26 protein-coding genes are annotated in these 26,119 nt (G+C 51.6%); 20 read left to right on the forward strand and 6 right to left on the reverse strand.

The window, feature by feature from the left end:
* The first annotated feature begins 47 nt into the window (after positions 1 to 47).
* Both FHT67_RS19975 and hmpA read left to right on the forward strand, forming a co-directional pair.
* Positions 48 to 569 (forward strand): hypothetical protein, encoded by a 522-nt coding sequence (locus FHT67_RS19975; protein ID WP_167200973.1) that lies wholly within the window; start codon positions 48 to 50, stop codon positions 567 to 569.
* 111 nt (positions 570 to 680) lie between these two features.
* Positions 681 to 1,919 carry an NO-inducible flavohemoprotein gene (gene hmpA / locus FHT67_RS19980; protein WP_167200975.1) on the forward strand — a complete coding sequence of 413 codons (1,239 nt, stop codon included), beginning with the start codon at positions 681 to 683 and terminating at the stop codon, positions 1,917 to 1,919.
* Positions 1,920 to 1,928: 9 nt separating this feature from the next.
* Here hmpA and FHT67_RS19985 read toward each other — a convergent pair whose 3' ends face one another.
* Positions 1,929 to 2,432, reverse strand: a complete 504-nt coding sequence (locus FHT67_RS19985; RefSeq protein WP_167200977.1) for a Crp/Fnr family transcriptional regulator — start codon at positions 2,430 to 2,432, stop codon at positions 1,929 to 1,931.
* A 152-nt stretch (positions 2,433 to 2,584) separates the two neighbouring features.
* On the opposite strand from FHT67_RS19985, the gene FHT67_RS30395 reads away from it, so the two are divergent.
* Complete coding sequence (locus FHT67_RS30395; RefSeq protein WP_347880109.1) at positions 2,585 to 3,709, forward strand: nucleotidyltransferase family protein; 1,125 nt, start codon at positions 2,585 to 2,587, stop codon at positions 3,707 to 3,709.
* Between the two features lie 115 nt (positions 3,710 to 3,824).
* Here the strand turns inward: FHT67_RS30395 and FHT67_RS19995 are convergent, their stop codons facing one another.
* Complete coding sequence (locus tag FHT67_RS19995; RefSeq protein WP_132311781.1) at positions 3,825 to 4,274, reverse strand: MarR family winged helix-turn-helix transcriptional regulator; 450 nt, start codon at positions 4,272 to 4,274, stop codon at positions 3,825 to 3,827.
* A gap of 123 nt (positions 4,275 to 4,397) precedes the next feature.
* Here FHT67_RS19995 and FHT67_RS20000 point away from each other — a divergent pair, with 123 nt between their 5' ends.
* From FHT67_RS20000 to FHT67_RS20040, 9 genes are all read left to right on the forward strand, one after another.
* A complete protein-coding gene (locus FHT67_RS20000; protein ID WP_167200981.1) occupies positions 4,398 to 5,756 on the forward strand; it encodes a UDP-glucose dehydrogenase family protein in 1,359 nt (452 codons plus the stop codon).
* Entirely contained in the window at positions 5,753 to 6,790 is a 1,038-nt protein-coding gene (locus tag FHT67_RS20005) for a GDP-mannose 4,6-dehydratase (RefSeq protein WP_167200983.1), read from the forward strand. The genes FHT67_RS20000 and FHT67_RS20005 overlap by 4 nt, the downstream gene beginning before the upstream one ends.
* Entirely contained in the window at positions 6,783 to 7,490 is a 708-nt protein-coding gene (locus FHT67_RS20010; protein WP_167200984.1) for a glycosyltransferase family 2 protein, read from the forward strand. The genes FHT67_RS20005 and FHT67_RS20010 overlap by 8 nt, the downstream gene beginning before the upstream one ends.
* Before the next feature lie 2 nt (positions 7,491 to 7,492).
* Positions 7,493 to 7,816, forward strand: a complete 324-nt coding sequence (locus tag FHT67_RS20015) for a lipid-A-disaccharide synthase N-terminal domain-containing protein (RefSeq protein WP_132311789.1) — start codon at positions 7,493 to 7,495, stop codon at positions 7,814 to 7,816.
* A 435-nt stretch (positions 7,817 to 8,251) separates the two neighbouring features.
* Entirely contained in the window at positions 8,252 to 12,331 is a 4,080-nt protein-coding gene (locus FHT67_RS20020; protein WP_167200986.1) for a galactose-binding domain-containing protein, read from the forward strand.
* A 154-nt stretch (positions 12,332 to 12,485) separates the two neighbouring features.
* Positions 12,486 to 13,712, forward strand: a complete 1,227-nt coding sequence (locus tag FHT67_RS20025) for a sensor histidine kinase (RefSeq protein WP_167200988.1) — start codon at positions 12,486 to 12,488, stop codon at positions 13,710 to 13,712.
* Positions 13,709 to 14,371 carry a response regulator gene (locus FHT67_RS20030; RefSeq protein WP_167200990.1) on the forward strand — a complete coding sequence of 221 codons (663 nt, stop codon included), beginning with the start codon at positions 13,709 to 13,711 and terminating at the stop codon, positions 14,369 to 14,371. Before FHT67_RS20025 ends, FHT67_RS20030 begins: the two co-directional genes overlap by 4 nt.
* Positions 14,372 to 14,533: 162 nt before the next feature.
* Complete coding sequence (gene msrA, locus FHT67_RS20035; protein WP_167200992.1) at positions 14,534 to 15,646, forward strand: peptide-methionine (S)-S-oxide reductase MsrA; 1,113 nt, start codon at positions 14,534 to 14,536, stop codon at positions 15,644 to 15,646.
* Between the two features lie 27 nt (positions 15,647 to 15,673).
* A complete protein-coding gene (locus FHT67_RS20040; RefSeq protein ID WP_132311799.1) occupies positions 15,674 to 16,129 on the forward strand; it encodes a DinB family protein in 456 nt (151 codons plus the stop codon).
* A gap of 62 nt (positions 16,130 to 16,191) precedes the next feature.
* On the opposite strand, the gene FHT67_RS20045 is transcribed toward FHT67_RS20040, so the two are convergent.
* On the reverse strand, positions 16,192 to 16,347 hold the full coding sequence (locus FHT67_RS20045; RefSeq protein ID WP_015847029.1) for a hypothetical protein: 156 nt from the start codon (positions 16,345 to 16,347) through the stop codon (positions 16,192 to 16,194).
* A gap of 179 nt (positions 16,348 to 16,526) precedes the next feature.
* Between FHT67_RS20045 and FHT67_RS20050 the strand changes: the two genes are divergently transcribed.
* Positions 16,527 to 17,909, forward strand: a complete 1,383-nt coding sequence (locus tag FHT67_RS20050; RefSeq protein ID WP_243867374.1) for an ABC transporter substrate-binding protein — start codon at positions 16,527 to 16,529, stop codon at positions 17,907 to 17,909.
* A gap of 7 nt (positions 17,910 to 17,916) precedes the next feature.
* Here FHT67_RS20050 and FHT67_RS20055 read toward each other — a convergent pair whose 3' ends face one another.
* Together FHT67_RS20055 and FHT67_RS20060 are read right to left on the reverse strand one after the other, a co-directional pair.
* Entirely contained in the window at positions 17,917 to 18,321 is a 405-nt protein-coding gene (locus tag FHT67_RS20055; RefSeq protein ID WP_167200996.1) for a VOC family protein, read from the reverse strand.
* Positions 18,322 to 18,403: 82 nt separating this feature from the next.
* A complete protein-coding gene (locus FHT67_RS20060) occupies positions 18,404 to 19,690 on the reverse strand; it encodes a galactokinase (RefSeq protein ID WP_167200998.1) in 1,287 nt (428 codons plus the stop codon).
* A gap of 192 nt (positions 19,691 to 19,882) precedes the next feature.
* Here FHT67_RS20060 and FHT67_RS20065 point away from each other — a divergent pair, with 192 nt between their 5' ends.
* The 4 genes from FHT67_RS20065 to FHT67_RS20080 are packed head-to-tail and all read left to right on the forward strand — an operon-like array spanning position 19,883 to position 22,679.
* Positions 19,883 to 20,212, forward strand: a complete 330-nt coding sequence (locus FHT67_RS20065) for a PadR family transcriptional regulator (protein WP_132311807.1) — start codon at positions 19,883 to 19,885, stop codon at positions 20,210 to 20,212.
* A gap of 13 nt (positions 20,213 to 20,225) precedes the next feature.
* Entirely contained in the window at positions 20,226 to 21,095 is an 870-nt protein-coding gene (locus FHT67_RS20070; protein WP_167201000.1) for a pentapeptide repeat-containing protein, read from the forward strand.
* A 54-nt stretch (positions 21,096 to 21,149) separates the two neighbouring features.
* Entirely contained in the window at positions 21,150 to 21,911 is a 762-nt protein-coding gene (locus FHT67_RS20075) for an ABC transporter ATP-binding protein (protein ID WP_208403398.1), read from the forward strand.
* Positions 21,912 to 22,679 carry an ABC transporter permease gene (locus FHT67_RS20080; protein ID WP_132311813.1) on the forward strand — a complete coding sequence of 256 codons (768 nt, stop codon included), beginning with the start codon at positions 21,912 to 21,914 and terminating at the stop codon, positions 22,677 to 22,679.
* Positions 22,680 to 22,753: 74 nt separating this feature from the next.
* Here FHT67_RS20080 and FHT67_RS20085 read toward each other — a convergent pair whose 3' ends face one another.
* Positions 22,754 to 24,106, reverse strand: a complete 1,353-nt coding sequence (locus FHT67_RS20085) for an MATE family efflux transporter (protein WP_167201004.1) — start codon at positions 24,104 to 24,106, stop codon at positions 22,754 to 22,756.
* 129 nt (positions 24,107 to 24,235) lie between these two features.
* Between FHT67_RS20085 and FHT67_RS20090 the strand changes: the two genes are divergently transcribed.
* The 3 genes from FHT67_RS20090 to FHT67_RS20100 all read left to right on the forward strand — a co-directional run bounded on the left by FHT67_RS20090 (position 24,236) and on the right by FHT67_RS20100 (position 26,037).
* Positions 24,236 to 24,928 carry a TetR/AcrR family transcriptional regulator gene (locus FHT67_RS20090; protein WP_167201006.1) on the forward strand — a complete coding sequence of 231 codons (693 nt, stop codon included), beginning with the start codon at positions 24,236 to 24,238 and terminating at the stop codon, positions 24,926 to 24,928.
* Positions 24,929 to 25,082: 154 nt separating this feature from the next.
* The gene (locus FHT67_RS20095) at positions 25,083 to 25,349 is read left to right on the forward strand and encodes an autorepressor SdpR family transcription factor (protein WP_132311819.1); all 267 of its coding nucleotides are present in this window, start codon (positions 25,083 to 25,085) and stop codon (positions 25,347 to 25,349) included.
* Positions 25,350 to 25,356: 7 nt separating this feature from the next.
* Positions 25,357 to 26,037, forward strand: coding sequence for an SdpI family protein (locus FHT67_RS20100; protein ID WP_167201008.1), 681 nt, complete (start codon positions 25,357 to 25,359; stop codon positions 26,035 to 26,037).
* Positions 26,038 to 26,119 lie beyond the last annotated feature (82 nt).

Genomic DNA, 26,119 nt, shown 5'->3' on the forward strand with positions numbered 1-26,119 from the left:
GATAATCAGCTTTGGGTTTAATGCCCATAAAGGAGGCTTCATAAAAGTTGAGGGGAATTATTGTTTTATTGGCCGTATCATTCATGCTGTTAAGCGGATGCTCCAGCGGGGAAGCGGGAGATTCTTCGTTATTGGATGACATCAAGCGCAGCATGGACAAGGCAAAGGTGAAGGCGGACGAGATTGTTCACGTGGAAGTGGTGAAGGACGGATTCCAGGTGTTTTATCGCGATGGCGAGGGACTTAACACGGGATTTGTGAAAAATGACGCTGCTGCAAAGTGGACAATGCTTTCACAGGAAACAAACAATCTAAAGCCGGAAGCCGGCCTCTCCTGGAGCGCTATTAATAAAGAGGGCCTGCATATGCACTTTTTCTATGGCGTTCTTGCCAATCCGGATATCGCCAAGGTGATTACGAAGAAACCGGACGGCTCGCTCGAGAAATCAGCCAAAATCATTACAACCGACACAGGCATAAGACTTTGGTTCACCTACTACGATAAGCAGGTCGACGCGCCGATGGACATCGTCGGACTAGATAATGGCGGACATCAGATTTATCCCTGAATGATGAATTTCACATATCGTTCTGATTTGGTGTGATTGGAATCACATCGGCGGGCTGCCATCTTTCGTATACTCGGATCATAACAAGTTGAAGAAAGCGGGGAGAGCTTCATGCTGAATGAAAACACGATAGCCATTATTAAATCGACTGTACCGGTGCTTGAGGTTCACGGGACGGCCATTACGAAAAGGTTCTATCAATTATTGTTTACGAGTCATCCCGAGCTTATGAATGTATTTAACCATGCTAACCAAAGACAGGGCAAACAGCAGACCGCGCTTGCGAATGCCGTTTACGCCGCTGCCCTTTACATCGATAAACTTGAAACCATCCTGCCTGCCGTAAAGCAAATCGCGCACAAACATCGGAGCCTTGGCATTACGGCAGACCAATATCCGATTGTCGGCCAAAACCTGCTGCAGGCCATTAAAGAAGTGCTCGGCGATGCCGCAACCGACGAAATTCTGAATGCATGGGCCGAAGCATACGGCGTTATCGCGAATGTGTTTATTAGCGTCGAAGCGGAGATGTACAAGGAAGCTGAAGAGCAGCAAGGAGGCTGGGCGGGTTACCGGGCATTCCGCATCCAGCGTAAAGTTCAGGAGAGTAATGTCATTACCTCCTTCTACCTGGTGCCGGAGGACGGCGGAGCGATTGCATCGTTTGAGCCGGGGCAATACGTGAGCGTGAAGATGGACATTCCCAATCAGAAGAACATTCATATCCGCCAATACAGTCTGTCGGATGCGCCTGGCAAGCCGTATTACCGGATCTCGGTCAAAAGAGAGGATTCGCAGCCAGGCAAGGATGCCGGCGTCGTCTCGGTTTACCTGCATGAGCAGGTGAAGGAAGGCGAGCTGCTCTGGCTATCGGCACCGGCCGGAGATTTCACGCTTGATCTGAAGGATTCGCGCCCAGTGGTACTGATCAGCGGCGGAGTTGGCTTGACGCCGATGGTCAGCATGCTGAATACGCTTGTGGATACGAAGTCCGACCGTCCGATTACTTTCATTCATGCGGCGCAAAGCGGGCAGTTCCATGCTCTTAAGCAGCAGGTAGAGGAGAAGGCGGCTCAGGCAGCGCAAGCCAAAGCTTATTGGTGCTATGCGCAGCCAACCGAGCAGGATGCAGGAGCATACCACAAAGAAGGCTACGTGGACCTACCTTGGCTGCAGGAAATTATTCCGTCCAAGGATGCCGTGTTCTACTTCTGCGGACCAACGCCGTTTATGGCTCATATCAACCGCCAGCTTCTCGAATGGGGAGTTCCTGCGTCCGATATTCATTACGAATTCTTTGGGCCAAAGGGCAGTCTGGACGAGACGGAAAAAGAAGCGGTTGCCAAATAATCAGCTGGATTAGCTTTCCTTCTGGGCACGCAGCAGCCGGTTAATCGTCTCCCGGCGGAGACCGATGAACTGTCCGATCTCGTCCTGGGTCAGGACATCGGTCAGCTTCTCCGGAGAGATGTAATGGTCGAACCACGCCTCAAGCTTCCGCAGCTTATCCGCCGGGGCAATCGCGGTTAACTGATCAATCCGCTGCTGCATCATGCGGAGCTTGTCCTGAAGCTGCAGCGCGATCGACCGATACCGCTCCGGGTGCTGTTCAAGCTCTTCATACCAGGCTGCGGCGGGAAGAATATCCACTTCGCTTGTCACGACTGCGACAGCGGTGCCGAAGTAAGGGTTCGGAGTAATAAGGGAATGATGCGGAATGATTTCGTCCGGCACGATAATGTTGACCAGAATTTGCGAGCCGTCAGGGTGAACGCGTACAATTTTGAGTAGGCCGCTGCGCAGATGGAAGAGAGGACCTGCCTGTCCCTGCAGAAATAAAGTTTCGCCTTTATGCAAAATCATAAGCGGTGAAGCCTCCGTATTTAACAAGCGAAGCCCGAACCCGGGCTTCGCTTTTTTGTTTTCATTATACGACAGTTTGGATTTATATGTTGCATGGCTATCCCGTTATTGTATCCTTATGGGAGAACTTGCTTTCGATAGGAGGGATTGGCTTGCGACAGCTGGAGAATGAACGGGACATCATAGAGCTTGTGCTCGAAGACGAGTGGATGATGAAGGTGCTGCATGCGGCGGGGGCCTTGAACCTGCCGGACTGGTGGGTGTGCGCCGGATTTGTACGGTCGAAGGTATGGGATTGTCTGCATGGTTACACGGAGCGGTTCGTATTGCCGGATGTGGATCTGATTTATTACGATCCTTCCCAAACGGATGAAGCAGCAGAGAAAGTGCTTGAGCAGAAGCTGAAAGACCTCATGCCGGATGTGCCTTGGTCGGTGAAAAACGAAGCGAGAATGCATCTGGTGAACGATATCGAGCCGTACGCATCCGCCGTTGATGCCATGTCCAAGTTTCCGGAGACGGTTACCGCTTTGGGACTGTCCTTGGACGAGCAGAACGGTGTAGTGTTGTCGGCACCTCACGGAATCAGGGATTTGCTGGACCTCGTTGTCCGGCCTACGCCGCATTTTAAGCAGTCGCCGACACTTATGCCGATCTATGAGAAGCGCCTTCTTCAGAAAAACTGGAAGAGCAGATGGAATCAGGTTGAAGCTGCTACTACCCATATTTATATGGTTCGGCATGCGCACTCCGTCTATAAGGCAGACGACGAATTGTACCGGCCTTTATCTCCTGATGGAGAGGAAGCGGCGAGAAAAGTTGCCGATCTTCTGGCGGATGTACCGATTTCGGCCATTATCTCCAGCCCGTACAAACGGGCGCTTCAAACGGTTGAGCCGTTAGCCGCTCGGAAAGGTCTTGCCATTCAAGCGGAGGAAGACTTTCGGGAGCGGTTATTGGCGGACCGGCCGCAGGATGAATTTGATTATGCCATCCGGAAGGTATGGGAAGAGGAGGACTTCTCCTGGCCGGGAGGCGAATCCAATCTGGTCGCTCAGCATAGAGGGGTACAGGCTCTGCAAGGCGTACTCCGTCGTTACCAGGGAGAGACGATCGCCATCGGGACGCACGGCAACCTCATGGCATTAACGATGAAGGCCTTTAACCCGGAATACGGCTTTGCCTTCTGGCAGCAGCTGAGCATGCCGGATATTTATAAGCTTAGCTTTACCGGCCTTGCGCTCACGCATGTCGAGCGAATTTGGAATATATCCTAAATCGCGTTAATAACATTGAAAATTCCTCTAATAGTGCTTCACCATGTAAATCAAAGTCATACTCTATGAAAAATCTTAATAATATGTAACTAAGAGAGGGATATCCCTCTCTTTTTCAATCTTTTTCGTTAAAGTAGTTGTATGCTTTCGTTAATAAGTCGGAGAGCATCAACGTTTGCTCCTCGCCCAGGTGCTCGACCAGGCCGCTAAGATGCTGATTCAATTGCTCGTCCGCTTCCTTCGCAATCTGCTTTCCTTTAGGAGTAAGCTCAATTCCCACCGAACGTCTGTCATCCGGGTCTACGGTACGTTCAACAAGCCCGTCGGCTATCAGTTTCTTAAGAAGCTGGGTGACGGTTGGGGTAGTGACAAGCAGCTTGCTGCTGATTTCGGATACTCTGATTTTAGGATTATCGACATCGGTATTCATCATGATGCAGAACAAAATGCGAAGCTCGCTCTTGTTAAGGCCGTTAACCGATCTTTGTCTCCACTCGGCTTTCGCAAAACGGGTAAATGATTCCCTTAAACGTTGGATGGTCTCCTGATGGTTGTCTTTGTTCATACCTACTCCCAATCCCTAAGTTGTTAATTGTTTATACTTGAAATATATCACACTTCTCATTATTATGATTATAGTTAAGTTGGTAAACTAATTATTTAAATGCCACAATAATGGGGTGGAACGATGGTTAACGTAGGAGTAATGGGTACGGGTTACGTCGGGCTTGTCCATGGTGCTGTTTTATCCAATTACGGTTTCCGGGTTACCTGCATGGACGTAGACGAACAGAAAATCGAGCGTCTGAACCAAGGCCTTTCTCCAATCTACGAGCCAGGGCTTGACGAGCTGCTCCAAAGCGGCCTTCGCGCCGGGAATCTCGTCTTTACGGCAAGCGCCCAGCAAGTCGTTCAGACAAGCGACGTTCTGTTTATCGCAGTGGGAACGCCCGCCAAAGAGGACGGCAGCGCGGATCTTTCGCATGTCTGGGATGCGGTGCAGCAAATCGGCAAACATATCAACGGTCATAAAGTGATTGTCAGCAAATCAACGATGCCGGTTGGAACAAGCAGAAGCATTGCCATGTATCTTGACGGCAAGCTCAGAGGCACCCCGTACCGGGTTGACGTAGCCTCTAATCCGGAGTTCCTGAGACAAGGCAAGGCTGTCAGCGATTCGTTGTCTCCATCCCGGGTTGTGATTGGAGCGGAGAGCGACGAAGCGGTGCAAATGCTGAAGAAGGTTTACGCTACTCATCTTGAGCAGGATGTCCCGTTTCTATTCACGAACTGGGAAACTTCCGAGATGATCAAATACGCGTCAAACTCCTTCCTGGCGGTCAAAATTTCTTTTATTAACGAGTTGGCCTTATTATCCGAAAAGGTTGGCGCGAAAATCCAGGATATTGCGAAGGGTATGGGCTTGGACGACAGAATTTCGCCGCATTTCCTGCAGGCAGGCCCCGGTTACGGAGGCAGCTGCTTCCCGAAAGATACGCAGGCAATCGTGGATGTCGGCAGGAAGAACGGCGAGGAGCTGTACGTCGTGCGTGCGGCCATAGCAGCCAATGAGAAGCAGAAGGCGAAGATGGCGAGCAAGATCGAAGAGGCGTTATCCTTTGACGGTACGTTGAAAGGAAGAACCGTTGCGGTATGGGGGCTTACCTTCAAGCCGGATACGGATGACATCCGCTATACTCCAAGTTATGAGATCATTCAGGGCCTGCTCGGCAAAGGAGCTTCCGTTAAGGTCTATTGCCCGCAAGGGATGAAGCAGGCGAAGCTTTATTGGACCGATTTGAATAGCCGAATCCAATATTGCGACAGCGAGGCGGAATGCTCGCAGCAGGCGGACGCGATTGTGCTGATGACCGAGTGGGAGCAATTCCGTGCTGCCAATTGGGAGAAAATCGCCCGCGGCATGCGCGGAAATGCGTTCTTTGATATGCGGAATATGTTCGCGGGGGACGATTCCGTCCTTCAATGGTTCAAATACTACCCGGTGGGCGCAAGCGAGCACGGGTATCCATTGCGGGAGGCACAATGAAGACGTATTGCGTAACCGGGGGAGCGGGTTTTATCGGCTCCCATCTTTGCGAGCAGCTGCTGGCTCAAGGCCACCGCGTCGTCAATATCGATAATTTCAACGACGTTTACGACTATAAAACCAAAATCAGGAATATCCTGAATAGTACAAGGTCGGAGTTTCCTTTTCTCTATTCGGGAGATAAGGAAGGCGATGTGGCCAAGCTTCAGGCGGTTGTGGAATCGGATCATTACCGGCTGGCTGCGGCGGATATCCGCCGCATGGACGAGCTTGATGCCTTGTTCGCCAGCGAGAGGATCGACGCCGTTATCCACCTGGCGGCTATGGCCGGGGTCCGGCCGTCGATTGAGGATCCGCTTCTGTACGAGGATGTGAACGTGAAGGGAACTCTTCATATCCTGGAGGCGATGCGTAAGCATGGCGTGCGCAAATGGCTTTGCGCTTCTTCATCGTCCGTGTACGGGAATAACAGGAAGGTGCCTTTTTCCGAGGAGGACGTCGTCGACTTCAGCATATCGCCGTATGCGGCGACCAAGAAGGCCTGCGAAGTGCTGGGGCACACGTACTTTCATCTGCATCATATCGATACGATTATGCTGCGCTTTTTCACGGTTTACGGAGAGCGGCAGCGGCCGGATCTTGCCATTCACAAATTCGCGAGGATGCTGGACAAGGGAGAAGAGCTGACGATGTACGGCGATGGCTCCTCGAGGCGCGATTACACGTATATCGGCGATATAATCGCGGGTATACTTGGCGCCTTGTCGTATGTGGAACGGATGGAAAACCTCTATGAGGTTGTGAATCTGGGCACGAACCGAACCATCACGCTCCGGGAATTAATCGCTAGCTTGGAACAGGAGTTTGGCAAGAGAGCCCTCGTTCGTACACTGCCTAACCAGCCGGGAGATGTGGAGCAGACCTATGCCGACGTATCCAAGGCCAATCGGCTGTTCGGTTACCTCCCGCAGACCGATTTTGCCGAGGGAATACACAAGTTTGTTACATGGTACAGGGGGAATGGAAATGGTTAAGTTATCGGTCGTTGCGCCTATTTATAACGAAGAAGAAAACATTAAGCTGCTGCACGAGGCGATCACGAATGCGGTTAAAGATAAAGTAGAGAGCTACGAAATCGTCCTCGTCAACGACGGCAGCAAGGATCGCAGCGCGATGCTGCTCGATGAGCTGGCCGAGCAGGATTCCAACGTGAGAGTGATTCATTTCGAGAAAAACTGCGGTCAGACTGCGGCCATCTACGCCGGCCTGAAGGGCTCGACCGGCGAGCTGGTCGCGTTGATTGACGCGGACCTGCAAACGGACCCGCGGGATATTTTCAAGCTGATGCCTTATATCCCGAACATGGATTTCGTGAACGGCAAGCGCGTGCGCCGCAGAGATACGGTCGTGAAGAAGGTATCCTCCCGCGTCGGCAACGGCGTCCGCAACTGGCTGACGGGCGATCAAATCTACGATACCGGCTGCCCGATGAAGCTGATGAAGCGCGAGGTGGCGGACAGCTATTATTTGTATGAGGGACAGCATCGTTTTCTCCCGACTCTGGCGAAGATCAACGGCTTTAAGGTTATTGAGGTGGCCGTATCCCATCAGGAAAGACAGCATGGCGTATCCAAATACGGCGTATTTAACAGAGCCTTCGTGGGGCTTATGGATGCCATCGTCATTGGCTGGCTCCGCAAACGGGTCATTCGCTATCAAATCAAAGGCCATTAATTATGTGGTGGCATGCGATTATAGGCAATGTGTCGGCCGGCAACATGGGATGGATTATTTTTGGCTTTATCGGGCAGATCATGTTCACGATGCGGTTTATCACCCAATGGCTGGCGAGCGAAAAAGCGAAAAAAACCGTCGTTCCGCAGTCATTCTGGATTTACAGCATTTTGGGCAGCGCGGTGTTGTCCATTTACGCGATATACCGCAAGGATCCCGTCTTTTTGCTGGGCCAGCTGCCCAGCGTCTTTATTTACTTCCGGAATATCATGCTCAACCGCAAGTCGGAGGTACAAGCCGCGAACAGCAATTCCGCGGATATGTAGTGAAACTTTTAATTGGGAAGCATTTAAGGCCCCTTGGGGACCTTAAATGCTTTTTTTTGGCGGCATGGAGCAGGTTAAAGTCCCCGAGGAGACCTAGGATAAGACCCTGACAGGTTCCTATTTCATGTCTGACGGCAAATTTCCGCCTCTAATGCAGGTTCATGGAATATACCGGGGTTAACGGTTATGTTGGAATTTGGAGCAAGGTAATCCGCGACTATGACTGGACAAGCCCAAGATATCTTGGCATGAATCGCTAAATATTGGCATGTTCTTCCTGCTGCTTGCGGCAGTATACTAATCGATGCATGGCGATGAAAGCGTTGCCAGTAATCGTTGGTTGAGGAAGGAGGTCTGAAGGGGGAAATCACGCGATTGGCTTGAGCTCACGTACAGCCATGAACAACTATTGCGAATTAGGGAGGAAATAGACGAATGAACACGATGTATCGGGAAAGGGCGACAAGAAAGCTGCTAGTCTTGACGCTATGCGCGGTCATGCTGGTCTCGCTGGTATCGTCCTTATTTATCCGTGAGGTACATGCGGCAGGCTCTTATTTATTATCCCAGAATAAAACGGCGTACGCTTCTTCCGTCGAAGGAGGAAACGCGGCGAATCTTGCGGTGGACGGTTCGGCCGGCACTCGCTGGGGAAGCCAATGGGGCGTGGATCCCCAATGGCTTTATGTCGATCTTGGCGCTAACGCTTCGATAGACCGCGTGAAAATCCAGTGGGAAGGCGCTTATGCGAAAGCCTACAAAATCCAGGTATCCAGCGATGAATCGACTTGGAACGATGTTTACTCGACAACAACGGGAGACGGCGGTACCGATGACCTGACGTTAGCGGGAACCGGCCGTTATGTGAGAGTATTAGGCACGCAGCGCGCCCTCGCGGCTTATGGCTACTCCATCCTGGAATTTGAGGTATACGGGACAGGCGGCTCTACGGCTCCACCGGTTGATTACGGTCCGAACGTAGCGCTGAACAAACCGGTGACGGTATCGTCGACTGAAAATTCCGCCTATTTGCCTCCGGGCTCGACGGCTGCTTCCAATGCGGTTGACGGCAACCCGGCAACGCGCTGGTCGTCCAACGCCACCGACAATGAATGGATCTATGTCGATCTGGGCTCCGCCCATCAGATCGGCCGGGTGGTCCTGAACTGGGAAGCTGCAGCCGGGCGGGCGTACGACGTTCAAGTATCGAATAACGGCACGCAATGGACAACCGTCTATCGCGAGCTTCACTTTGCGGGAGGCAAACAGGAGATCCCGCTATATACAAACGGGCGTTACGTTCGGATGAACGGGATCGGCCGCGCGACTAGCTTCGGCTACTCGCTTCTCGAGTTTGAGGTGTACGATTATATAGCCGGCCAGCCGCAGCCGACGTATTCGCTTCCGGCACTGCCAACGCCAGCCGCCGTGCAATCGGGCTCCGGCAGCTACCTGACTAACGATATCCATATGCCGCAGCCGAAATATCCGGCTAACAAGTCGTCGAACATCTCGACTCCGATCCCGTCGAATGACTGGTGGCAGTCGATTCTGATCAAGCCTTACGGCGATTATCTCGTAACGCTGCCGCTGAAGTCGAAGTACTTCCAGCAAGGGCTTGGCATTCTGAATCCCGGAGCGGGCTGGCTGTCCTCGGACGGTAGAGCGGTCAATGCCGACGGCAATCCCGACCTGTACGTCATGTCAAACAGCATTAACACGTCCAAGCTCCAGACCCGCGTGACGGGTTACGGCGACTGGTCCGTAGACGCGGTTGTAAGCGACGATGCCACGGACAAGATGAAATCGACCTTCGTCAAAGGCTCGCCTTACGTGTACAACACCTTTGCCGATCCGAATTCGGTCGAGATCTATTCTTCGCTGATTACGCAGCTGTTTGACGACAACGGCAACGCGGTCCTGACGACCGAAGGCGCAACGCTGACCGCCGACCATATCGGCGTGAAGCTGGTGAACACGGACGGCAGCGGCGCATCGTATACGCGTTACTATGGCCTTTTTGCACCGGCGGGAACGGTATTCAAGAAGGTTGGGGCGAAGGTCAAAATCCAGCTTGGCAGCGGAGGAAACTACCTGTCGGTTGGCGCTATGCCGGCCGCTTCTAACTTGAATTACTATTACCAGCATGCTTATGCCTTCGTAACGGATACGAAAGTGAATTACAGCTACAATGAGTCCACTTCGCAGGTGACAACGGATTACACGCTGACAACGGCCCTGAAGCGCACCGGGTTCTCGAATCAGGCGCTGACAACGCTTCTCCCGCATCAATGGAAGGTGTCTTCGACACCGCTTACCGCACTGACCTATCCGTCGGTCCGCGGTACGTTGAAGGTGCGCGAAGGCAATACCTTTACGACGGTGGACCGCTTCTACGGCATCGTGCCTCAGTTTACGGAGCCTACGGATTCGGCATACGACAAATCGTTGATGGTATCTTACTTGAAGGCTCTGGACGAAGAAACGACAAGCAATCTGATGGCTGCCGACGCTTATTGGCAAGGCAAGAAGCTCCATCCGCTGGCGATGGGCGTTCTTGCGGCAAACGAGCTTGGCGAGACCGCTTACCGGGATAAATTCCTGTCGCGGATCAAGACGATCCTGACGGACTGGTATACGTATACAAACGGCGAACCGGATTACTTCCTGTACTACAACTCCGATTGGGGGACAACGTACTACAAGTCCAGCGAGTTTGGCGCGAATAACGGCATTACGGACCATCATTTTACGTATGGCTATTATGTATTTGCATCCGCCGTGCTTGCGACCTTCGACAATGATTTCAAAACGCAGTACGGCCCGATGATCGACCATCTCGTCCGCGACTACGCGAACCCTTCGCGTACGGATTCCATGTTCCCGTTCTTCCGCAGCTTTGATCCTTATGAAGGCCATTCATGGGCAGGCGGTTACGCGGATAACGATAACGGCAACAACCAGGAAGCAGCAGGCGAATCGCTCTTCGGATGGGTTGGCCAATACATGTGGGCACTTGCCGATGGCGATACCGCATTCCGCAACGCTGCCATTTATGGGTTTACGACGGAGCTGAACGCGGTGATGCAATACTGGTTCAACTATGACGGGGACAACTGGATTCCGCAATATACGCACAAAACGGTCGGACAAGTATACGGAGCATCGAATTTCTTCGGTACTTTCTTTAACGGAGATCCGGTATACGTATACGGGATCCATTGGCTGCCGACTGCTGAATATTTGACAAGCTACAGCCTTGTGCCGGGCAAAGCGGCAGGTCTGTACAGCGGCTTTGTTGCCGATAACGGCGGTCCGGAGACGGACTGGTATCATATCGTATGGCCAATCCAAGCGTTAAGCGATCCGCAGGCGGTCATTAACAAATGGAGCGCAACGAACATGCAGAAGAACGAAATCTTTAACACGTATTGGTTCGTTCATAACATGCAGACGCTTGGCACGCGTACGAAGGAGGTCTGGGCAACGGGCTGGACAAGCGCTACGGTGTACAAGAAAGGCAATGCGTACACCGCTCAAATCTGGAACCCGACGGCAAGCCCGGTGACGGTAACGTTTAAAAATGCTGCCGGCACAACAGGCACAGCGGTTGTAGCCGCAAAATCCCTTGTCTCGGTGAATCCGATGGTGAACACGAATTCCGGCGATAACTGGCCTCCGGTCGGAAGCGGCGGAGATAACGGCAATGGCGGCAACAATGGTACGGATACCAACGTAGCGTTGAACAAAACGGTAACGGTATCTTCGACCGAAACGCCTTTTGCCGGATCGAATGCCTTGGATGGCAACGCGCAGACCCGGTGGGCATCCATTGCGGGTGCCGATCCTCAAACCTTTACGATTGACCTTGGCTCCTCGCAGCAGCTCAGCCGCGTGAAGCTGAACTGGGAAACGGCGTACGGCAAATCGTATAAGATTCAAGTATCGGCCGACGGAAACAGCTGGTCCGATATTTACGCCACAACAACCGGCGACGGCGGCGTTGACGATTTCAACGTAACCGGAACCGGACGTTACGTCCGGATCAATATGACGGAGCGCGGTACGATCTACGGCTATTCGCTGTTTGAGGTTGAGGTATACGGCCATGCCGCAACAACCTCGAATTCCACGCTGCTGTCCGTAGGCAAGACGGCTACCGCTTCCTCCTATCAGGATCCGTTTGTGCCGGCTTCGGCAGTGGACAATGATCCGGGTACGCGCTGGGGCTCGGTGACTGGCGCCGATCCGCAGTGGATTACGGTTGATCTTGGCGCAAGCCGCACGGTAACCAACATCAAGCTGAAATGGGAGACCGCTTATGCCAAGTCGTTCAAGCTGCAAATTTCGTCGGATGGCAACAGCTGGACGGATCTGTACAGCACAACGATGGGTACAGGCGCCGACCTTGACCAGAATGTGAACGGCAATGGCCGTTATGTGCGCATGCTGGGAACGGAACGCGGCACGCAGTGGGGGTATTCGCTTTGGAGCTTTGACGTATACGGCTATTAAGGTTCGACCAGGAGACTGTCCCGTCGGGACAGTCTTTTTGCCTTGTTATTGACTTAAGCTGAAGCAAAAAATTTGATAAAGCCACCCCTGCTGTTCTATGATTTGAGAATACATGCTGATGCGGTTACGCGGTGGAAAAGGAGGAGCACAAGAGATGGTTCAAGACGTGGAGCTTTTTGGGCAGACGCCACGCTTCTGGAAATGGTTTTTTGGCGTGAAGCTGGTATTCGATCTGGCCATATCGGGCATTTTTTACTTTGAGCATTCCATCGCGCTTTTCTGGAGGCTAAGCTTTATCGTTTTTTCGCTGGCGGTGTTTCTGCTGGTTTATCTGTATTACGCCAATACGAACAAAAATCCCAATTGGCTGATCTACCTGCTTATTCTGGATTTTCTCGTGTCGGCTTCTTACGGATACATCTTTATTGCGGGAAATTTCCCGAACCATTTGTTTATCGGAATAACCGCGTTAGCGATCCTGATGTTTATCAGAAGCACCCGCGTTCTAATTGCCGCGGGCTTTGTGCTGCTGTTGCTCTACGTGGCCACGATGGGCAGCATTGACTGGTATTTATATAAACGGCTGGATGCGGACAGCTATTTTATCACTTGTTCCTTTATCGTGTTTGCGTGCATTGTGAATGCGCTCATCCACTTCTACCAGCGTGCCCGCAGGGAAGCGTTGGAGCTTTACGCGCAGCTGCAGCAATCCCACGAGCAATTGCAGGAGTACGCAAGCAAGGCCGAAGAATGGGCGGCATCGCGGGAGAGAGTAAGAATTGCGCGGGAAATTCATGATACGGTTGGCCATAAATTGACGGCAGCGCTTGTCCAAATGCAGGCGGCACGCAAGTTAGGCGCGGTTGATCCCGCACGCAGCGAGCAAGCCTACTTAGACTGCGAAGGATTAGTCCGGTCTTCCTTGCAGGAGGTCCGCCTTTCCGTCAGAGCCATTCGGGATGAACCTATTCCATCAACCTCCTTGAACACGAGTCTGGAAAGACTTGCCGAAGAATTTACGAAATTCGCAAACGTGCAGACCAGCTTCCTAACGAACGGGATGCCTGTGGCCTTGCCAAGCGATCTTCAACTGACGGCCTACCGGGTCGTGCAGGAATCGCTAACGAACGCGCAGAGGCATGGGCATGCCGGCAAGGCTGAGATCCTGCTGTCCTATTCCCGCGAGGGATTCTCCCTTGCCATCCGCAACGACGGAGAAGTGCCCGGCGAATTAAAGCCGGGATTCGGGTTGATCAATTTGCAGGAACGCGTGAAGGAGTGGAACGGTCAGGTGCGGTTTCAAACAGATCCGTCGTTAGGCTTCGCCGTTGAAGCCCGCTTCCCTTATCCTTCGGCAGAAACGGAGCGTGAGTACAAATGAAAGTCCTTGTTGTAGACGATCAACGGATTATGAGGGAAGGGCTGGCGACGATTATCGGCCTCGAACCGGGCATGGAGGTGGTCGGAACGGCGGTAGACGGCCAAGATGCTTATGCCAAGGTGCCGGAATTGCGGCCGGATGTGGTGCTGATGGATATCCGAATGCCGGGTATGGACGGCGTCGAAGGCTCCGCGCTTATCCGCAAGCATTTTCCCGAGACAAAGGTGCTGATCCTGACGACCTTCGACGACTCGGAATTAATCATCAAGGTGCTGGAGAACGGCGTTCATGGCTATCTGCTGAAGGACATGCCTTCCGAGGCGATTGTCGGAGCCATTCGAACCGTCTATAACGGAGGTACCGTGCTTCAACACGATATTACGTCCATGCTTATAAAAGAGTTCGTCAAAATCACCGACCTGAACCCGGATAAGTCGCATCCGCTTGGTTCTCAAGAGCCCGCGGAATTGAAGCAGCTGACGGAGCGCGAGAAAGAGGTGCTGGCCTTATTGGGGCAGGGCCTAAACAATAAAGAAATAGCGGGTTCGCTTTTTCTGACGGAGGGTACGGTAAAAAATCACGTATCGAACGTGATCGCCAAGCTTGGGCTGCGCGATCGGACACAGGCCGCTATTTTTGCGGTTCGCCATCTTTCCTAAACAACCTGAGGCATGACTTTTGGCACGGGGCATGAAATTATTCATGCTTCGGCGGTCCAAAGTGATGCCTTTTCTTTTGCAAGGTCATGACTTTCCACAGATTTATGGGCAACGGCCTCTTGCTAAAATTGGTTTACAAGTTAAAGAGGAGGTGCGTTAGCAATGAAGCTGATACGGTATGCCATTCCGATTGCCGTGCTTGTTGTCGCCGTGTATTTCTTTAAGGGGTCTTTCAGCAAAGCGGAGGCTCAGGAAATTCAAAAAACGATTGTTGAGAACACAAACACCCCTTACGAGACTGCGATATTTTCCGGCGGCTGCTTCTGGGACATGGAGGAGGTGTTCCAAAAGCTTGAGGGCGTGACGGGCGTGGATTCCGGCTATACGGGAGGACATACGGCCAATCCGACTTATGAAGAGGTCGGCTTGGGAACAACGGGACATCTTGAATCGGTTGAGGTGTATTACAACCCCGCTATTATCTCGTACGACGAGCTGCTTCGCGTATTCTGGCGCAACGTTGATCCAACGGATGCCACCGGTCAATTCGAAAATCGGGGAAACGAATATCAGTCCGCTATCTTTTACGTGAATGAGCAGCAGAAGCTGGCGGCTGAGGCATCGGAAAAGGAAGTGAAGGCTTCCAACCGGTTCGATAAACCAATCGTAACGAGAATCGAAGCGGCAGCGACCTTTTACAAAGCCGAGCCCGAGCATCAGGACTATTACGCGAACCATCCGTACATCTTCAAGATGAACACCCTTTTTTCGACGCGCGATTCATCCCTGGACCGGATTTGGGGCAAGGACCGCGAGGTGAACATTAGCCCTAAGACAACCTATGCGAAGGATTTCAACAAGGAAGAAAAGCTGAAGACGCTGACGGAGCTTCAATACGCAGTGACGCAAAACGGCCAAGATGAGCCTCCGTTCGATAATCCGTACTGGAATAACACGGACGAGGGCATCTACGTCGATATCGTATCGGGCGAGCCGTTGTTCAGCTCCAAGGATCAGTTCGATGCGGGAACGGGCTGGCCGAGCTTTACCAAGCCGCTGGAGCCCAATAATATCGTGCTGCATGAAATCGGCGGATTATATTCCGTGGTTGAAGTGAAAAGCCGCGCTGCGGATTCCTTCCTGGGCCATGTGTTCAAAGACGGGCCCGCGCCAACCGGACTCCGATTCTGCACGAATTCCGCGTCGCTGCAGTTCATTCCGAAATCCGAGCTGGAGCAAAAAGGCTACGGGGAATATGCCTCCCTGTTTAAATAAAACAACCTTAATGGAGGAGAGATTACAATGAGAAAAGAATATGTGTTTCATGTATTTGATAAGCATCTCGAGCAATTGATCGAGGTATTCGGACAATGTCCCCCGGAGAAACGGGATGTCATTCCGAATGGCTTCAAAAACCATATCCATTGGCATCTGGGACACGTGCTTGCGGTGACGCAGTTCCACGTATTTGGTCTAGCGCAGGAAACTCCGATCTTCCCGGGAAGTTATGATGCTCTGTTCGCTTACGGCACGAAGCCTGCGGATTGGGACGAACAGCCGCCTCAATGGGAGGTAATGTACGCACAGCTGAAGGAACTCCGCAGAGCCATGCATGAGACCTTCGAAAACCGGCTTGACGAGCCCGTTGGAGAGAACTTCCTGAAAGCCGAAAATATCGGCGAGCTCATTATCGCGACCTCTTTGCATCTGTTTTACCACCAAGGCGTCGTTTACGGCATGCTTAACGCGCTGAAATAAAGAAAGAAAACAACGAAAACCGCCCTAATCCAGGGCGGTTTTCGTGTTTATCCAGCCGTGATTTAAAACATCGGTATGAGGTATCTCGCTATGAAATACAGCACCCCGAAAGTAATGATTACATAAGCAAGATATTTGATAAAGGTGGAGGCCACACGGCTCGGGTCGTGCCTTTTCTCGATATGGCGTTCTTCGTAATCGTGCTGTTGAACGGACATTCGGATCACCGCCCTCAATTTTTTTGTAACTTCTATTATGTCTTTACCCTGGGCTTCCGGTGATTAAACAACGGGCTGAAAGTTAACAAGTACGATAAACCCCGTCCGTACGTTTGACACATCCATCCTTTATGATTAGCTGAACTATCATACAGAGATGAGGAAGAATCGTGAAAAAGATGATTTGGATGGTTGTATGCGTCCCGCTGTTGCTTTCCGCTTGCAGCAGCAATGCAGGTACGAAAGTTGCGATAAACACTCCCGCAAGTCCATCATCGGTGCAGCAGCCGACAAGCGGCAAGGCGGATACGGACCCCGTCAAGCTAACGTTCTCGACTTATTTCCTTAGCGATCAGGTGAAGACAGCCGTCAAGAAATACGAATCGCTTCATCCGAACGTCGAAGTTGAACTCCAGACGACCCTTCCCTATGGCAAGGATTTAGACGAAGTAATGGCTCTGCAGGAGAAATACATCACCACGATGAACACCGAAATTCTGGCCGGCAAGGGTCCGGATCTCCTTGAGCTCGACATCTTGCCGCAGGAGTCGTATACCGGCAAGAAGCTTCTCCTCAATCTGGACGAGCTCGTCAAATCGTCGCCCTCGTTCCGGAAGGAGAATTACTTCATGAATATTTTGGACAACGCTAAGCTTGACGGCGGGCTGTACGGCATACCGCTATACTTCTCGCTTGACGCCCTGCAGGGAGATGCGGCTGCTATTGGCAACACAGGCGCGGCAATCGACGATAGCAACTGGTCCTGGGAGGATTTTATCGAAACGGCCAAGCAATTGAAGCAGAAGGGGAACGCGGATGCCGTGTTTTACAGCTCGCAATCCTACATGCTAAGCGAGCTGACAACCGAGAATTTCGCGCAAATGGTCAAGCAACAGAAGGGCAAGAAAGTCTTCAATGACACTTTATTCCTCAGCTTCATGAACCGGATCAAACAGATGCGTGATGAAGGCGTCCTTTTCGATATCGAGAAGGATGGGGGAGGCAGGGAATCGTTTTCCAAAGGCGATCTGCACGCTTACTTCTACGATGCCCGCATTGATTCATTCGAAAATTATGTATATAACGCGTCGATAGAGGGGGTGCCAGCTCTCTACACGAAGCCCCATCCGCACGAAAATGGCCCTGGCGGCTATTTCACGACTCTCGGAACGGTAGGCATCAATGCGAATTCCGCGCATCAACAAGCTGCTTGGGACTTGCTTCAATTCCTCATGGACGACGAAGCCGCGTCGGCTACCTCTTCGACGGTTATACGAGGCTTCCCGATTAATCAGAAGGCCTATGATTTGCAGGCGCAACAGCTGGCGGAGGCCGGCAAGCTCGTAACGGAAGGGCAAGAAGAGATTAGCGTAAACAAAGCTATGCTGGATCCGCTGAAGAGTACGCTTTCCAGCGCCGTTCATTGGAACCATGCCCCGTTAAGCTTGGACTTGGAGCAGATGATTTACAAAGAATCGGAATTTTTCTTCAGCGGACAGAAATCGGCTGAGGCAGTCGCGAAGCTCGTGCAGAATAAGGTGAATGTAATGCTTAACGAGTAACTATCCGTCAGCCTCTACCGCTAAACCGTTTGATCGCTTCCTCGGTAACCGGCGTGAAGAGATTAATAAGGTTGCCGTCGGGATCGCGGAACAGTGCGGCACGATTGCCCCACGGCATTGTGGTTGGTTCCTTTACCCATATGCCCACAAACGGCTTCAAGCGCTCGTATTCGGCATCCACGTCGTCGACGCGAAGCTCGATAATGACCGAGCGATTGTCGGCGGCTACTGCGGAACCGGCGCCGAACAGCTGCACCGTCTGGGAGTGCCCGATCGCCAAAGCGAAAGGCGGCACAACGATTTCGGCAAAGACGGGCGCGGGACGTTCAGCCGAAACACCCGTCACTTTTTCATAAAACTCGACTAGACGATCCACGTCATCGGTAATGATGCGTACGGAGGCAAAATTCATAATAATCATCATCCTTTCTGAATTCGAGTATAAAAAAACGCTACTGACATCGGTATGTCAGTAGCGTTTTAATTTTCGAAAGCTACAGGAGCGTATTCAAGCAGACCGCTCCGATTTCGCGAACGCGGATCTTGAACAGCTCCGTGCCCGTCGTACGCCCGATAAGTTCCCGGTATTCCTCTACCGCCGCATGCGGCAGAACGGCCAGAATGACGCCGGCGAAGCCGCCGCCGTGTACCCGGCAGGCCCCGTCGCCCAATTGCTCAATGAAGCGCTCGGTAATGGCGAGCGTAATTGCGATTCCTTGTTCGCGGGACACCGATTCTTGATAAATGTTCTGCAGCCATTTCCAAGACGAATTGCCCGAGGCGGTAACATGCTTCAGCACGTTCTGCCATTCGCCTGACTTAATGGCCTCTACCTGCCGCCCGACACGTTCGTTCTCATCCAGGAAATGCAGCGCCCGCAGTACCGCCCGATCACCGGCTGTCTCGCGGAGCTCCGCGAGACGACCGTAGATCATCTCTGCCGTCAAATCGCGGCATACCTCTGCGCCGAAGGCTTGCGCCACCGCCCGCATCTCGTTCGGAATCGAAGCATAGTCCTTCGTCAGGTCAGCGTGGTTACCGCCGGTGGCGACGATGACCAGGCTGTAGCCTGCTGCTTCGAAGGTGCCCGGAATACGTTCGATCCGAGGCTGTGCCGGTTCCTTAAAGTCGATGGTAATCATACCGCCGTACGAGCAGGCCATTTGGTCAAGCATTCCAGACGGCTTGTTCCAATACAGATTTTCTGCATGCTTGCCGATGCGCGACATCATAACCGCGTCCAGCTCTCCGTTATTATAAAGAGTACTTAGAATCTGGCAGATCAGAACCTCGAAAGAGGCAGAGGAGCTTAGTCCTGACGCCGGAAGAACGTTACTGCTGACGCTGGCGTTAAAGCCTCCGACTTGGTACCCGTGCTGCCGGAAACCGTGTGCGATGCCGCGGATTAAAGCAGCCGTCCCGCCTTCGCCTTCCTGCGGTTCCAGATCATCCAGACGGATGACGGAGATGCCCGGATAACCCTCGGAAACGACGGAAATGACGCCGGTGTCCACGGCTGCCGCAGCCGCAATCGTATCTAGCTGAATACTGGCCGCCAGCACCTTTCCGTGATTATGGTCCGTATGATTGCCGCCTATTTCTGTGCGTCCCGGCGCACTGAAGTATTTCAACGACTCGGTTTTTCCAAATTGCGTGCCGTATTCCTCCATGCATCTCCGGTATCTGCCGATCTGCTGCTCTCTTTCCTCGCTGCCGTACATCTGCTCCAGCAGCTGCTTTGCCTGTGCCGAATTAAAAAGCTGTTCGAATTGATCGTTCATCTTGAAGGTTCCTCCCGATTCTAACGGTTTGAGTAGAAGTGATCATCATGTCCATTGTATCGGATTACAGCGTTTACAGAAAGGATATAAAAAGATGCATGCACCAATTATTCGTGACAGAGTATTATGTTTAAAGAAGTACCTTGACAGTCATAGTAATATACCTTATTATGCAGATATGGAGGTGATTGCATGAGCGAGAACAAAATCACATCCGACCTGCTGAGAGGACATACGGATACGATGATATTACGGCTCTTGTCCGAGGCCGACCGTTACGGATACGAGATTGTGAAGCTGATTGCCGACCGTTCGGACGGCGAGTATGAACTAAAGGAAGCCACCATGTACTCGAGCTTCCGGAGGCTGGAAGCTGACGGCGATATCGAGTGGTACTGGGGCGATGAATCGCAGGGCGGACGTCGCAAATATTTCAGAATTACCGAGAAGGGCAAGGAGACCTACTCCCGCAACAAAAGCAATTGGGAGTATGCGAAACGCGTGTTAGAAAACCTATTATGAGGAGAGATTCGAAATGACAAATCCAAAATTGAACGATTATCTAAACAGCGTGTTTACCCCATACGACGGGGTGAAAAGCGTTTCCGAACTGAAGGCCGATCTGCTTTCCGATTTGCAAGAGCGCTACAATGAGCTCAAAGCGGAAGGCAAGGACGATGAAACCGCGTTTAAGCAAACCATCGAGGGCATTGGCGACATCGAGCAAACGATTCTGGAGGTCGCCAACCTCTCCCGCTCGCTGGAGCGTCAAGTCGTGACCAACTTTAACGGAAGCAACCTGGCGGACAGCGACTTTGCGGGCGTGAAGGCACACAAAGGACAATTCAAAGGCAGCGCGCTGCATGGCTCCGACTTCTCGGGTGCCGACTTGACCGGCAGCTCGTTCAAGAGCAGCGACGTACGACAAGCGAATTTTGACGGTGCGAACCTGACGGACTGCAGCTTCTCCGCGCTTGACCTGACCAATGCAAGCTTCAACAAGTCGACCCTTGTGCGTACCAACTTCAGCAAATCGGGGCTGGACGGAGTCACATTTACGGGCGCGAAGCTGACCGACGTCACGTTAACGCTGACGGATCTTAGAAAAACGATATTCGAAGGCTGTTTATTTGACGGAGTAGACTTCAAGTTCTCCGATCTGACAAGGCTATGCTTTGACGGACAGACGTTTATCGGCGTGAAATTTGAAAAAGCGGCTTTAACCGAGGCTTCGTTCAAAGGAGCTACCCTTAAAAACGTTTCGTTCCAGCCTGGCTTTACGTTGACGAAGAAGTATTACCGCATGATCAAAACCGTTAATTTTGACGGCGCAACCATGGATAAACTGACCTTTGCGCATCTCAAAGGCATGGATGCCGATTTGTCGAAAGTAACCGTTGTTTAATTGGCGATTGACCAAGCAAGAATGGCTTCACATACTTTTTTAGGAGGTTACCCCATGCAAACCAAGTCTATTCAAGTAAAAGGTCTGCGGAAAGCCTACAAGCAGCTCGAAGTATTGAAGGGCGTAGATTTCGAGGTAGAAGAGGGCAGCATCTTCGCTCTCCTCGGATCGAACGGGGCAGGGAAGACAACGGTCGTGAAAATTCTCACCACGCTGCTTGCGCCGGACGGAGGAACCGCAGCCATTAACGGATTTGATGTCTCGTCGCAGCAGGATGAGGTGCGTCAGGCGATCAGCCTGACCGGACAATTTGCCGCCGTCGATGAAATATTGACCGGCCGCGAGAATCTGATCATGATCGCCAAGCTGAGATATCTCAAAAATCCGCGCCAGGTCGCGGAAGACATGTTAAAGCGCTTCGGATTAACGGAAGCTGCGGACCGCAGAGCGTCCACTTACTCCGGCGGGATGCGCCGCAGGCTCGACATCGCGCTTAGTCTTGTGGGCAAACCGAAGATTATTTTTCTGGATGAGCCAACCACGGGACTGGACCCGGAAGCCCGCATCGAGGTATGGAAGGTCGTCAAGGAGCTCGCCGATGGCGGAACGACAGTTCTGCTGACTACTCAATATTTAGAAGAAGCGGAGCAGTTGGCCGACCGGATTGCCATTCTTCACGAAGGCCGGATTATCGCAAACGGTACGCTGCAGGAGCTCAAAAAGATGTTCCCTACAACTAAGGTAGAGTATATCGAGAAACAACCGTCGTTAGAGGAAATCTTCCTCTCGATTATCGGTAAAAAGGAGGCTATGTAAATGGAAACGGCAAAGAAGCATTTTTTCATCGACATTAGCGTTATGCTTGGGCGTTCCATGCGTCACATTACCCGCAGCATGGATACCATCATTACGGTGACCATTACGCCAATCGCCATGATGCTGCTGTTCGTCTACGTATTTGGCGGAGCCATTCAGACCGGTACCGATAACTACGTCAATTACCTGCTTCCAGGCATTCTTCTTATGGCCATTGCCAGCGGCATAGCTTACACGGCATTCCGGCTCTTCACCGATGTCCAGAAGGGAATTTTCCAGCGGTTTCATACCATGCCGATATCGCGTTCCGCCTTGCTGTGGGGCCATGTATTGACATCGCTTGTATCTAACGCGATTTCGGTGGCCGTCATCATTCTCGTCGCGTTAATCATGGGCTTTCGTTCATCCGCGGGAGTGCTGCCATGGCTTGCCGTAGCCGGTATCCTCGCTTTGTTTACGCTTGCTTTGACATGGGTCGCCGCGATTGCCGGATTGTCCGCCAAAACGGTCGACGGGGCCAGCGCATTCTCCTATCCTCTCATCTTCCTGCCCTTTATCAGTTCGGCATTTGTGCCAACCGAATCGATGCCAACCGTCGTTCGCGTGTTTGCCGAAAACCAGCCAGTGACCTCCATCGTAGAATCCATCCGTGCTTTGCTTGCAGGAGAGCCTTTACACCATGACATCTGGATCGCCCTTGCCTGGTGCGTCGGAATCATGCTCGTGGCTTATGTGTTTGCAATGAGAGTGTATAAGAAGAAGATTTAACTTGATCGTACAAAAACGCAAAGAAGGCAGGATGGGGAGTACCCTAATCCTGCCTTTACGCTTTTTAAAATCGTTTATTGGACTAAGCTCTCCAAGTCCGGCTGCAATTTATTCCGCAGAACATACAGCATGACAGCTCCAACAAGGAATGCGACGGCATCCGCAATGACGAGCGACCAGACCACGCCGTGGAAGCCGTTCATTTGATTAGCGATATAAAGCACCGGAATCAGAGTAATGCCTTGAATAACCGACATAATAAACGCGGCGGTTCCTTGCGCTGTTGCTTGGAAGATCCCCGTAAACAACGTGGTCATTCCGGTAATGAACAAGGATAAGAAGGTTACGTGCAAAATGTAACTGCCCATTTCGATCAATTGCGGATCGTTCGTAAACAAACCAATCAAGTGGTCGGAAATCAGATAGACGATAATGCCGAACACGACCGCTAACGATACGATCATTTTGATCGTAAATCCGATGGTTTCCTTCATGCGCGATTTATTCGCCGTAAAGGTAAAGGCAATGAGCGGCACGACGCCTTCGCATAAGCCCATCAGTATAAACTCGGGAAATTGCAATAAGCGGGATGAAATGCCGTAAGCCGCTACGGATTGATCCCCGTATTCGACCAGATAATGGTTAAAGATAAGTGACATGGCGCCTAGAAAAATACTCATAATAAAAACGGGAACCCCGATTTTGAATACATTGCCCATAATCTCCTTGGTAGCCTTGAACCATTTCATGGAGATCGTTAGGAATTGGCTCTGTTTCCCCATATGGAAGGCAAAGAACACACACGCAACCAAGTTCGAAACGACTGTAGCAGACGCAACGCCGATCACGTCCCAATGAAAGACGAAGACGACCAGCGCATCGAGAATTATATTAACGACAACGCTTAGAATCATGCCGGTCATCGACGTAATAGCCGCGCCCTCCGATCGTACAATGTTCTCCAGCGTGAAGAATAATACGATGATTGGCGAACCGATAAGCATAATCGTGACATAGTCCTTTGTGAATCCGAAGGATTCGGGCGTTGCCCCGAGGCCATGGACAATGGGATCGATTAACGGGAGCCCAACCGCAATCACGATAAGACATAGAACTAAACTGCTGTAAAAGGCGAAGGAAGAGACATGCTTGACATCATCATATCGTTTCTCTCCCAGCAAACGGGAGATGAAGGTGCCGCTGCCCATGCCAATCAAGTTGCCGAGCGCCATAATAATTGCGAATAAGGGCAAGGTTAACGCGAGGGCGGTTAACATGGCGGTATTATTAAGCGTACCGAGGAAATAGGCATTCAAGATGGAATAAATGACACTCATCGACGTGCCCAGCATCATCGGTACGGCGAAGTGGGCTACGGCTTTTGCGACCGGTGCTTTTTCAAAGTAATGGAGGTTTTGCGCATCCATTTGGATCACTTCTTTCTATGCGATGTTTATCTAACGGTGTTAGATTGAACCTTACAGTGTTAGATGATATCATGAACTTATACGCCTGTAAAGAATAAACTTACACTGTTAGATAAAAGGACGGATACGATGAATAAGAAACAGAAGCAGCCTCAGATTTCGGAGGACAAGATACTGGAAGCCTCGTGGGAGCTTCTCGGGGAGGAGGGCCTCGAGAAATTCAGCATGAGACGATTAGCCGAGAGGCTGGGCATTCAGGCTCCTTCTCTGTACTGGTACTTCAAGAGCAAGCAGAATCTTTATCAGCGTCTGGCCAACCAAGTATCGAAAATGATTCTGGAGGAGTTCCATTCCGACGGGGACTGGAAGGAGCAGCTTGCCGGGCTCGCGGTAACGGTAAGGAATGTGCTCCGCCGGTACCCTTGCTCCACGCAGCTTATGATGATGACGCTGCCTCACGAGCCGGACATCATCCGGTTCACCAACCGCATGCTGCTCTGCGTGGAATCGACGCCGCTTGACCAAGAGCAGAAATTACAGGCTATTCTTACGGTTATGAACTATGTTTTCTACTTCGTTCTGGACGATTACGAGCATCAGCGCAATATCTCCGCTATTCTTAAGGAGCAGGGAGAGATGCCAAGCGGAGAGATGATCCGGCTTCTCGACTCGATGAGCGAAGCGGATGTTGGACTGTTCCGGAGGATGTTCAAGACCGGACTGTTCGAGCTGATGGGGACGGATGGAGCTTTTGAGTTCGGGTTGAAACTGATTCTGTCGGGGATTGAGCAGGTAATTAAAGAACAGGCGACGGCGATTTAAATAGGGGAAGTAAACAGCTTGCCGCAGCGGCAGGCTGTTTTTTCGATAGACCCCATGTAAATTTCTTAAAAAAGGCGCTAGCCGCTTGTTTTTATTCGATATTTAGAATATTATCTAAATATCGAATAGTTTCTTCGGGAGGAGTGAGTAAATCTTGAATGATGCCTTCAAGGCGTTGTCCGATCCGACAAGACGGCAGATTCTTCAGATGCTGAAGGAACAGGACCTGTCCGCCGGACAAATCGCCGACCACTTTAATATTTCCAAGCCAAGCATTTCCCATCATTTGAATTTGCTGAAGCAAGCTAAGCTAGTAGCCGAAGAACGACAGGGACAAAACCGGGTGTACTCGCTGAACATGACCGTTGTGCAGGAAGCAATGGGCTGGTTTCTCGGCATACTAGGAACGAAAGGGGACTGAACGTAAGATGAACGAAACAACGAATCAGACCACGCGCTGGGGCAAGCAAGACTGGATTTTGCTTATCGTTAATGCCGTTATTTTCGGAATCGTGTTTCTTGTATTTAACCATCAGCTTCCGGATGTCGTAGGGAGCCATTACAACATAAGAGGCGAGCAGGACGGCACAATGGCCAAATCGGGCATGTGGCTCCTGTACGCGGGTATCGGCATCGCGCTGCCCGTCTTTCTATCGGTAGTCCGAAATGTCGATCCGCGCCGTCAGAACTATGCCCGGTTCAGCGGATATTACACGCTGATGAGGTGGACGATCAGCCTGTTTATCCACGGGGTGTTTGTGCTGATGATTTTGCAAAATCTCGATTACGATCTGCCTTTTATCAATATCGTGTTTGGCGGCCTTGGAATCATGTGGATGATCATTGGCAACCGGATGGGTCAGCTTCGCAGCAATTTCTTTATGGGGATCCGGACGCCGTGGACCATCACGGATGAGAACAACTGGCGCAGCACGCACCGGCTGGGCGGACGGCTATGGTTTGTCGCGGGGTTATTGATGCTATTGGGAGCATGCCTTCTTTCGGCTGCGGGATTGGTTGTTGTTCTTATCGTCAGTATGGTGTTAAGCGTCGTTGTCCCTTACCTGTACTCGTATCTTTTGTATACGGGTGCGAGAAAGAAGTCGTAAATAAGGGTAAAAGATAAAAGCAGCTGTCGGGGTGATGAAACCCGTCAGCTGCTTTTATTCTTTTGCTTCGCGTTATTTTGGG

Origin of the sequence: Paenibacillus sp. BK720 (assembly GCF_011761545.1) — a bacterium.
Taxonomy (GTDB): Bacteria; Bacillota; Bacilli; order Paenibacillales; family Paenibacillaceae; genus Pristimantibacillus.

Excerpts from the sequence above, each read along its gene's own strand:
- FHT67_RS20050 (WP_243867374.1), top strand. The coding sequence starts at position 16,527 with ATGATTTGGATGGTTGTATGCGTCCCGCTGTTGCTTTCCGCTTGCAGC.
- msrA (WP_167200992.1), top strand. The coding sequence starts at position 14,534 with ATGAAGCTGATACGGTATGCCATTCCGATTGCCGTGCTTGTTGTCGCC.
- FHT67_RS20070 (WP_167201000.1), top strand. The coding sequence starts at position 20,226 with ATGACAAATCCAAAATTGAACGATTATCTAAACAGCGTGTTTACCCCA.
- FHT67_RS20075 (WP_208403398.1), top strand. The coding sequence starts at position 21,150 with ATGCAAACCAAGTCTATTCAAGTAAAAGGTCTGCGGAAAGCCTACAAG.
- FHT67_RS20065 (WP_132311807.1), top strand. The coding sequence starts at position 19,883 with ATGAGCGAGAACAAAATCACATCCGACCTGCTGAGAGGACATACGGAT.
- FHT67_RS20060 (WP_167200998.1), bottom strand. The coding sequence starts at position 19,690 with ATGAACGATCAATTCGAACAGCTTTTTAATTCGGCACAGGCAAAGCAG.
- FHT67_RS20085 (WP_167201004.1), bottom strand. The coding sequence starts at position 24,106 with ATGGATGCGCAAAACCTCCATTACTTTGAAAAAGCACCGGTCGCAAAA.
- FHT67_RS19995 (WP_132311781.1), bottom strand. The coding sequence starts at position 4,274 with ATGAACAAAGACAACCATCAGGAGACCATCCAACGTTTAAGGGAATCA.
- FHT67_RS20020 (WP_167200986.1), top strand. The coding sequence starts at position 8,252 with ATGAACACGATGTATCGGGAAAGGGCGACAAGAAAGCTGCTAGTCTTG.
- FHT67_RS20045 (WP_015847029.1), bottom strand. The coding sequence starts at position 16,347 with ATGTCCGTTCAACAGCACGATTACGAAGAACGCCATATCGAGAAAAGG.
- FHT67_RS20040 (WP_132311799.1), top strand. The coding sequence starts at position 15,674 with ATGAGAAAAGAATATGTGTTTCATGTATTTGATAAGCATCTCGAGCAA.
- FHT67_RS20005 (WP_167200983.1), top strand. The coding sequence starts at position 5,753 with ATGAAGACGTATTGCGTAACCGGGGGAGCGGGTTTTATCGGCTCCCAT.
- FHT67_RS19985 (WP_167200977.1), bottom strand. The coding sequence starts at position 2,432 with ATGATTTTGCATAAAGGCGAAACTTTATTTCTGCAGGGACAGGCAGGT.
- FHT67_RS20080 (WP_132311813.1), top strand. The coding sequence starts at position 21,912 with ATGGAAACGGCAAAGAAGCATTTTTTCATCGACATTAGCGTTATGCTT.
- FHT67_RS20090 (WP_167201006.1), top strand. The coding sequence starts at position 24,236 with ATGAATAAGAAACAGAAGCAGCCTCAGATTTCGGAGGACAAGATACTG.
- FHT67_RS20000 (WP_167200981.1), top strand. The coding sequence starts at position 4,398 with ATGGTTAACGTAGGAGTAATGGGTACGGGTTACGTCGGGCTTGTCCAT.
- FHT67_RS20030 (WP_167200990.1), top strand. The coding sequence starts at position 13,709 with ATGAAAGTCCTTGTTGTAGACGATCAACGGATTATGAGGGAAGGGCTG.
- FHT67_RS20025 (WP_167200988.1), top strand. The coding sequence starts at position 12,486 with ATGGTTCAAGACGTGGAGCTTTTTGGGCAGACGCCACGCTTCTGGAAA.
- FHT67_RS20015 (WP_132311789.1), top strand. The coding sequence starts at position 7,493 with ATGTGGTGGCATGCGATTATAGGCAATGTGTCGGCCGGCAACATGGGA.
- hmpA (WP_167200975.1), top strand. The coding sequence starts at position 681 with ATGCTGAATGAAAACACGATAGCCATTATTAAATCGACTGTACCGGTG.
- FHT67_RS20010 (WP_167200984.1), top strand. The coding sequence starts at position 6,783 with ATGGTTAAGTTATCGGTCGTTGCGCCTATTTATAACGAAGAAGAAAAC.
- FHT67_RS20055 (WP_167200996.1), bottom strand. The coding sequence starts at position 18,321 with ATGAATTTTGCCTCCGTACGCATCATTACCGATGACGTGGATCGTCTA.
- FHT67_RS20100 (WP_167201008.1), top strand. The coding sequence starts at position 25,357 with ATGAACGAAACAACGAATCAGACCACGCGCTGGGGCAAGCAAGACTGG.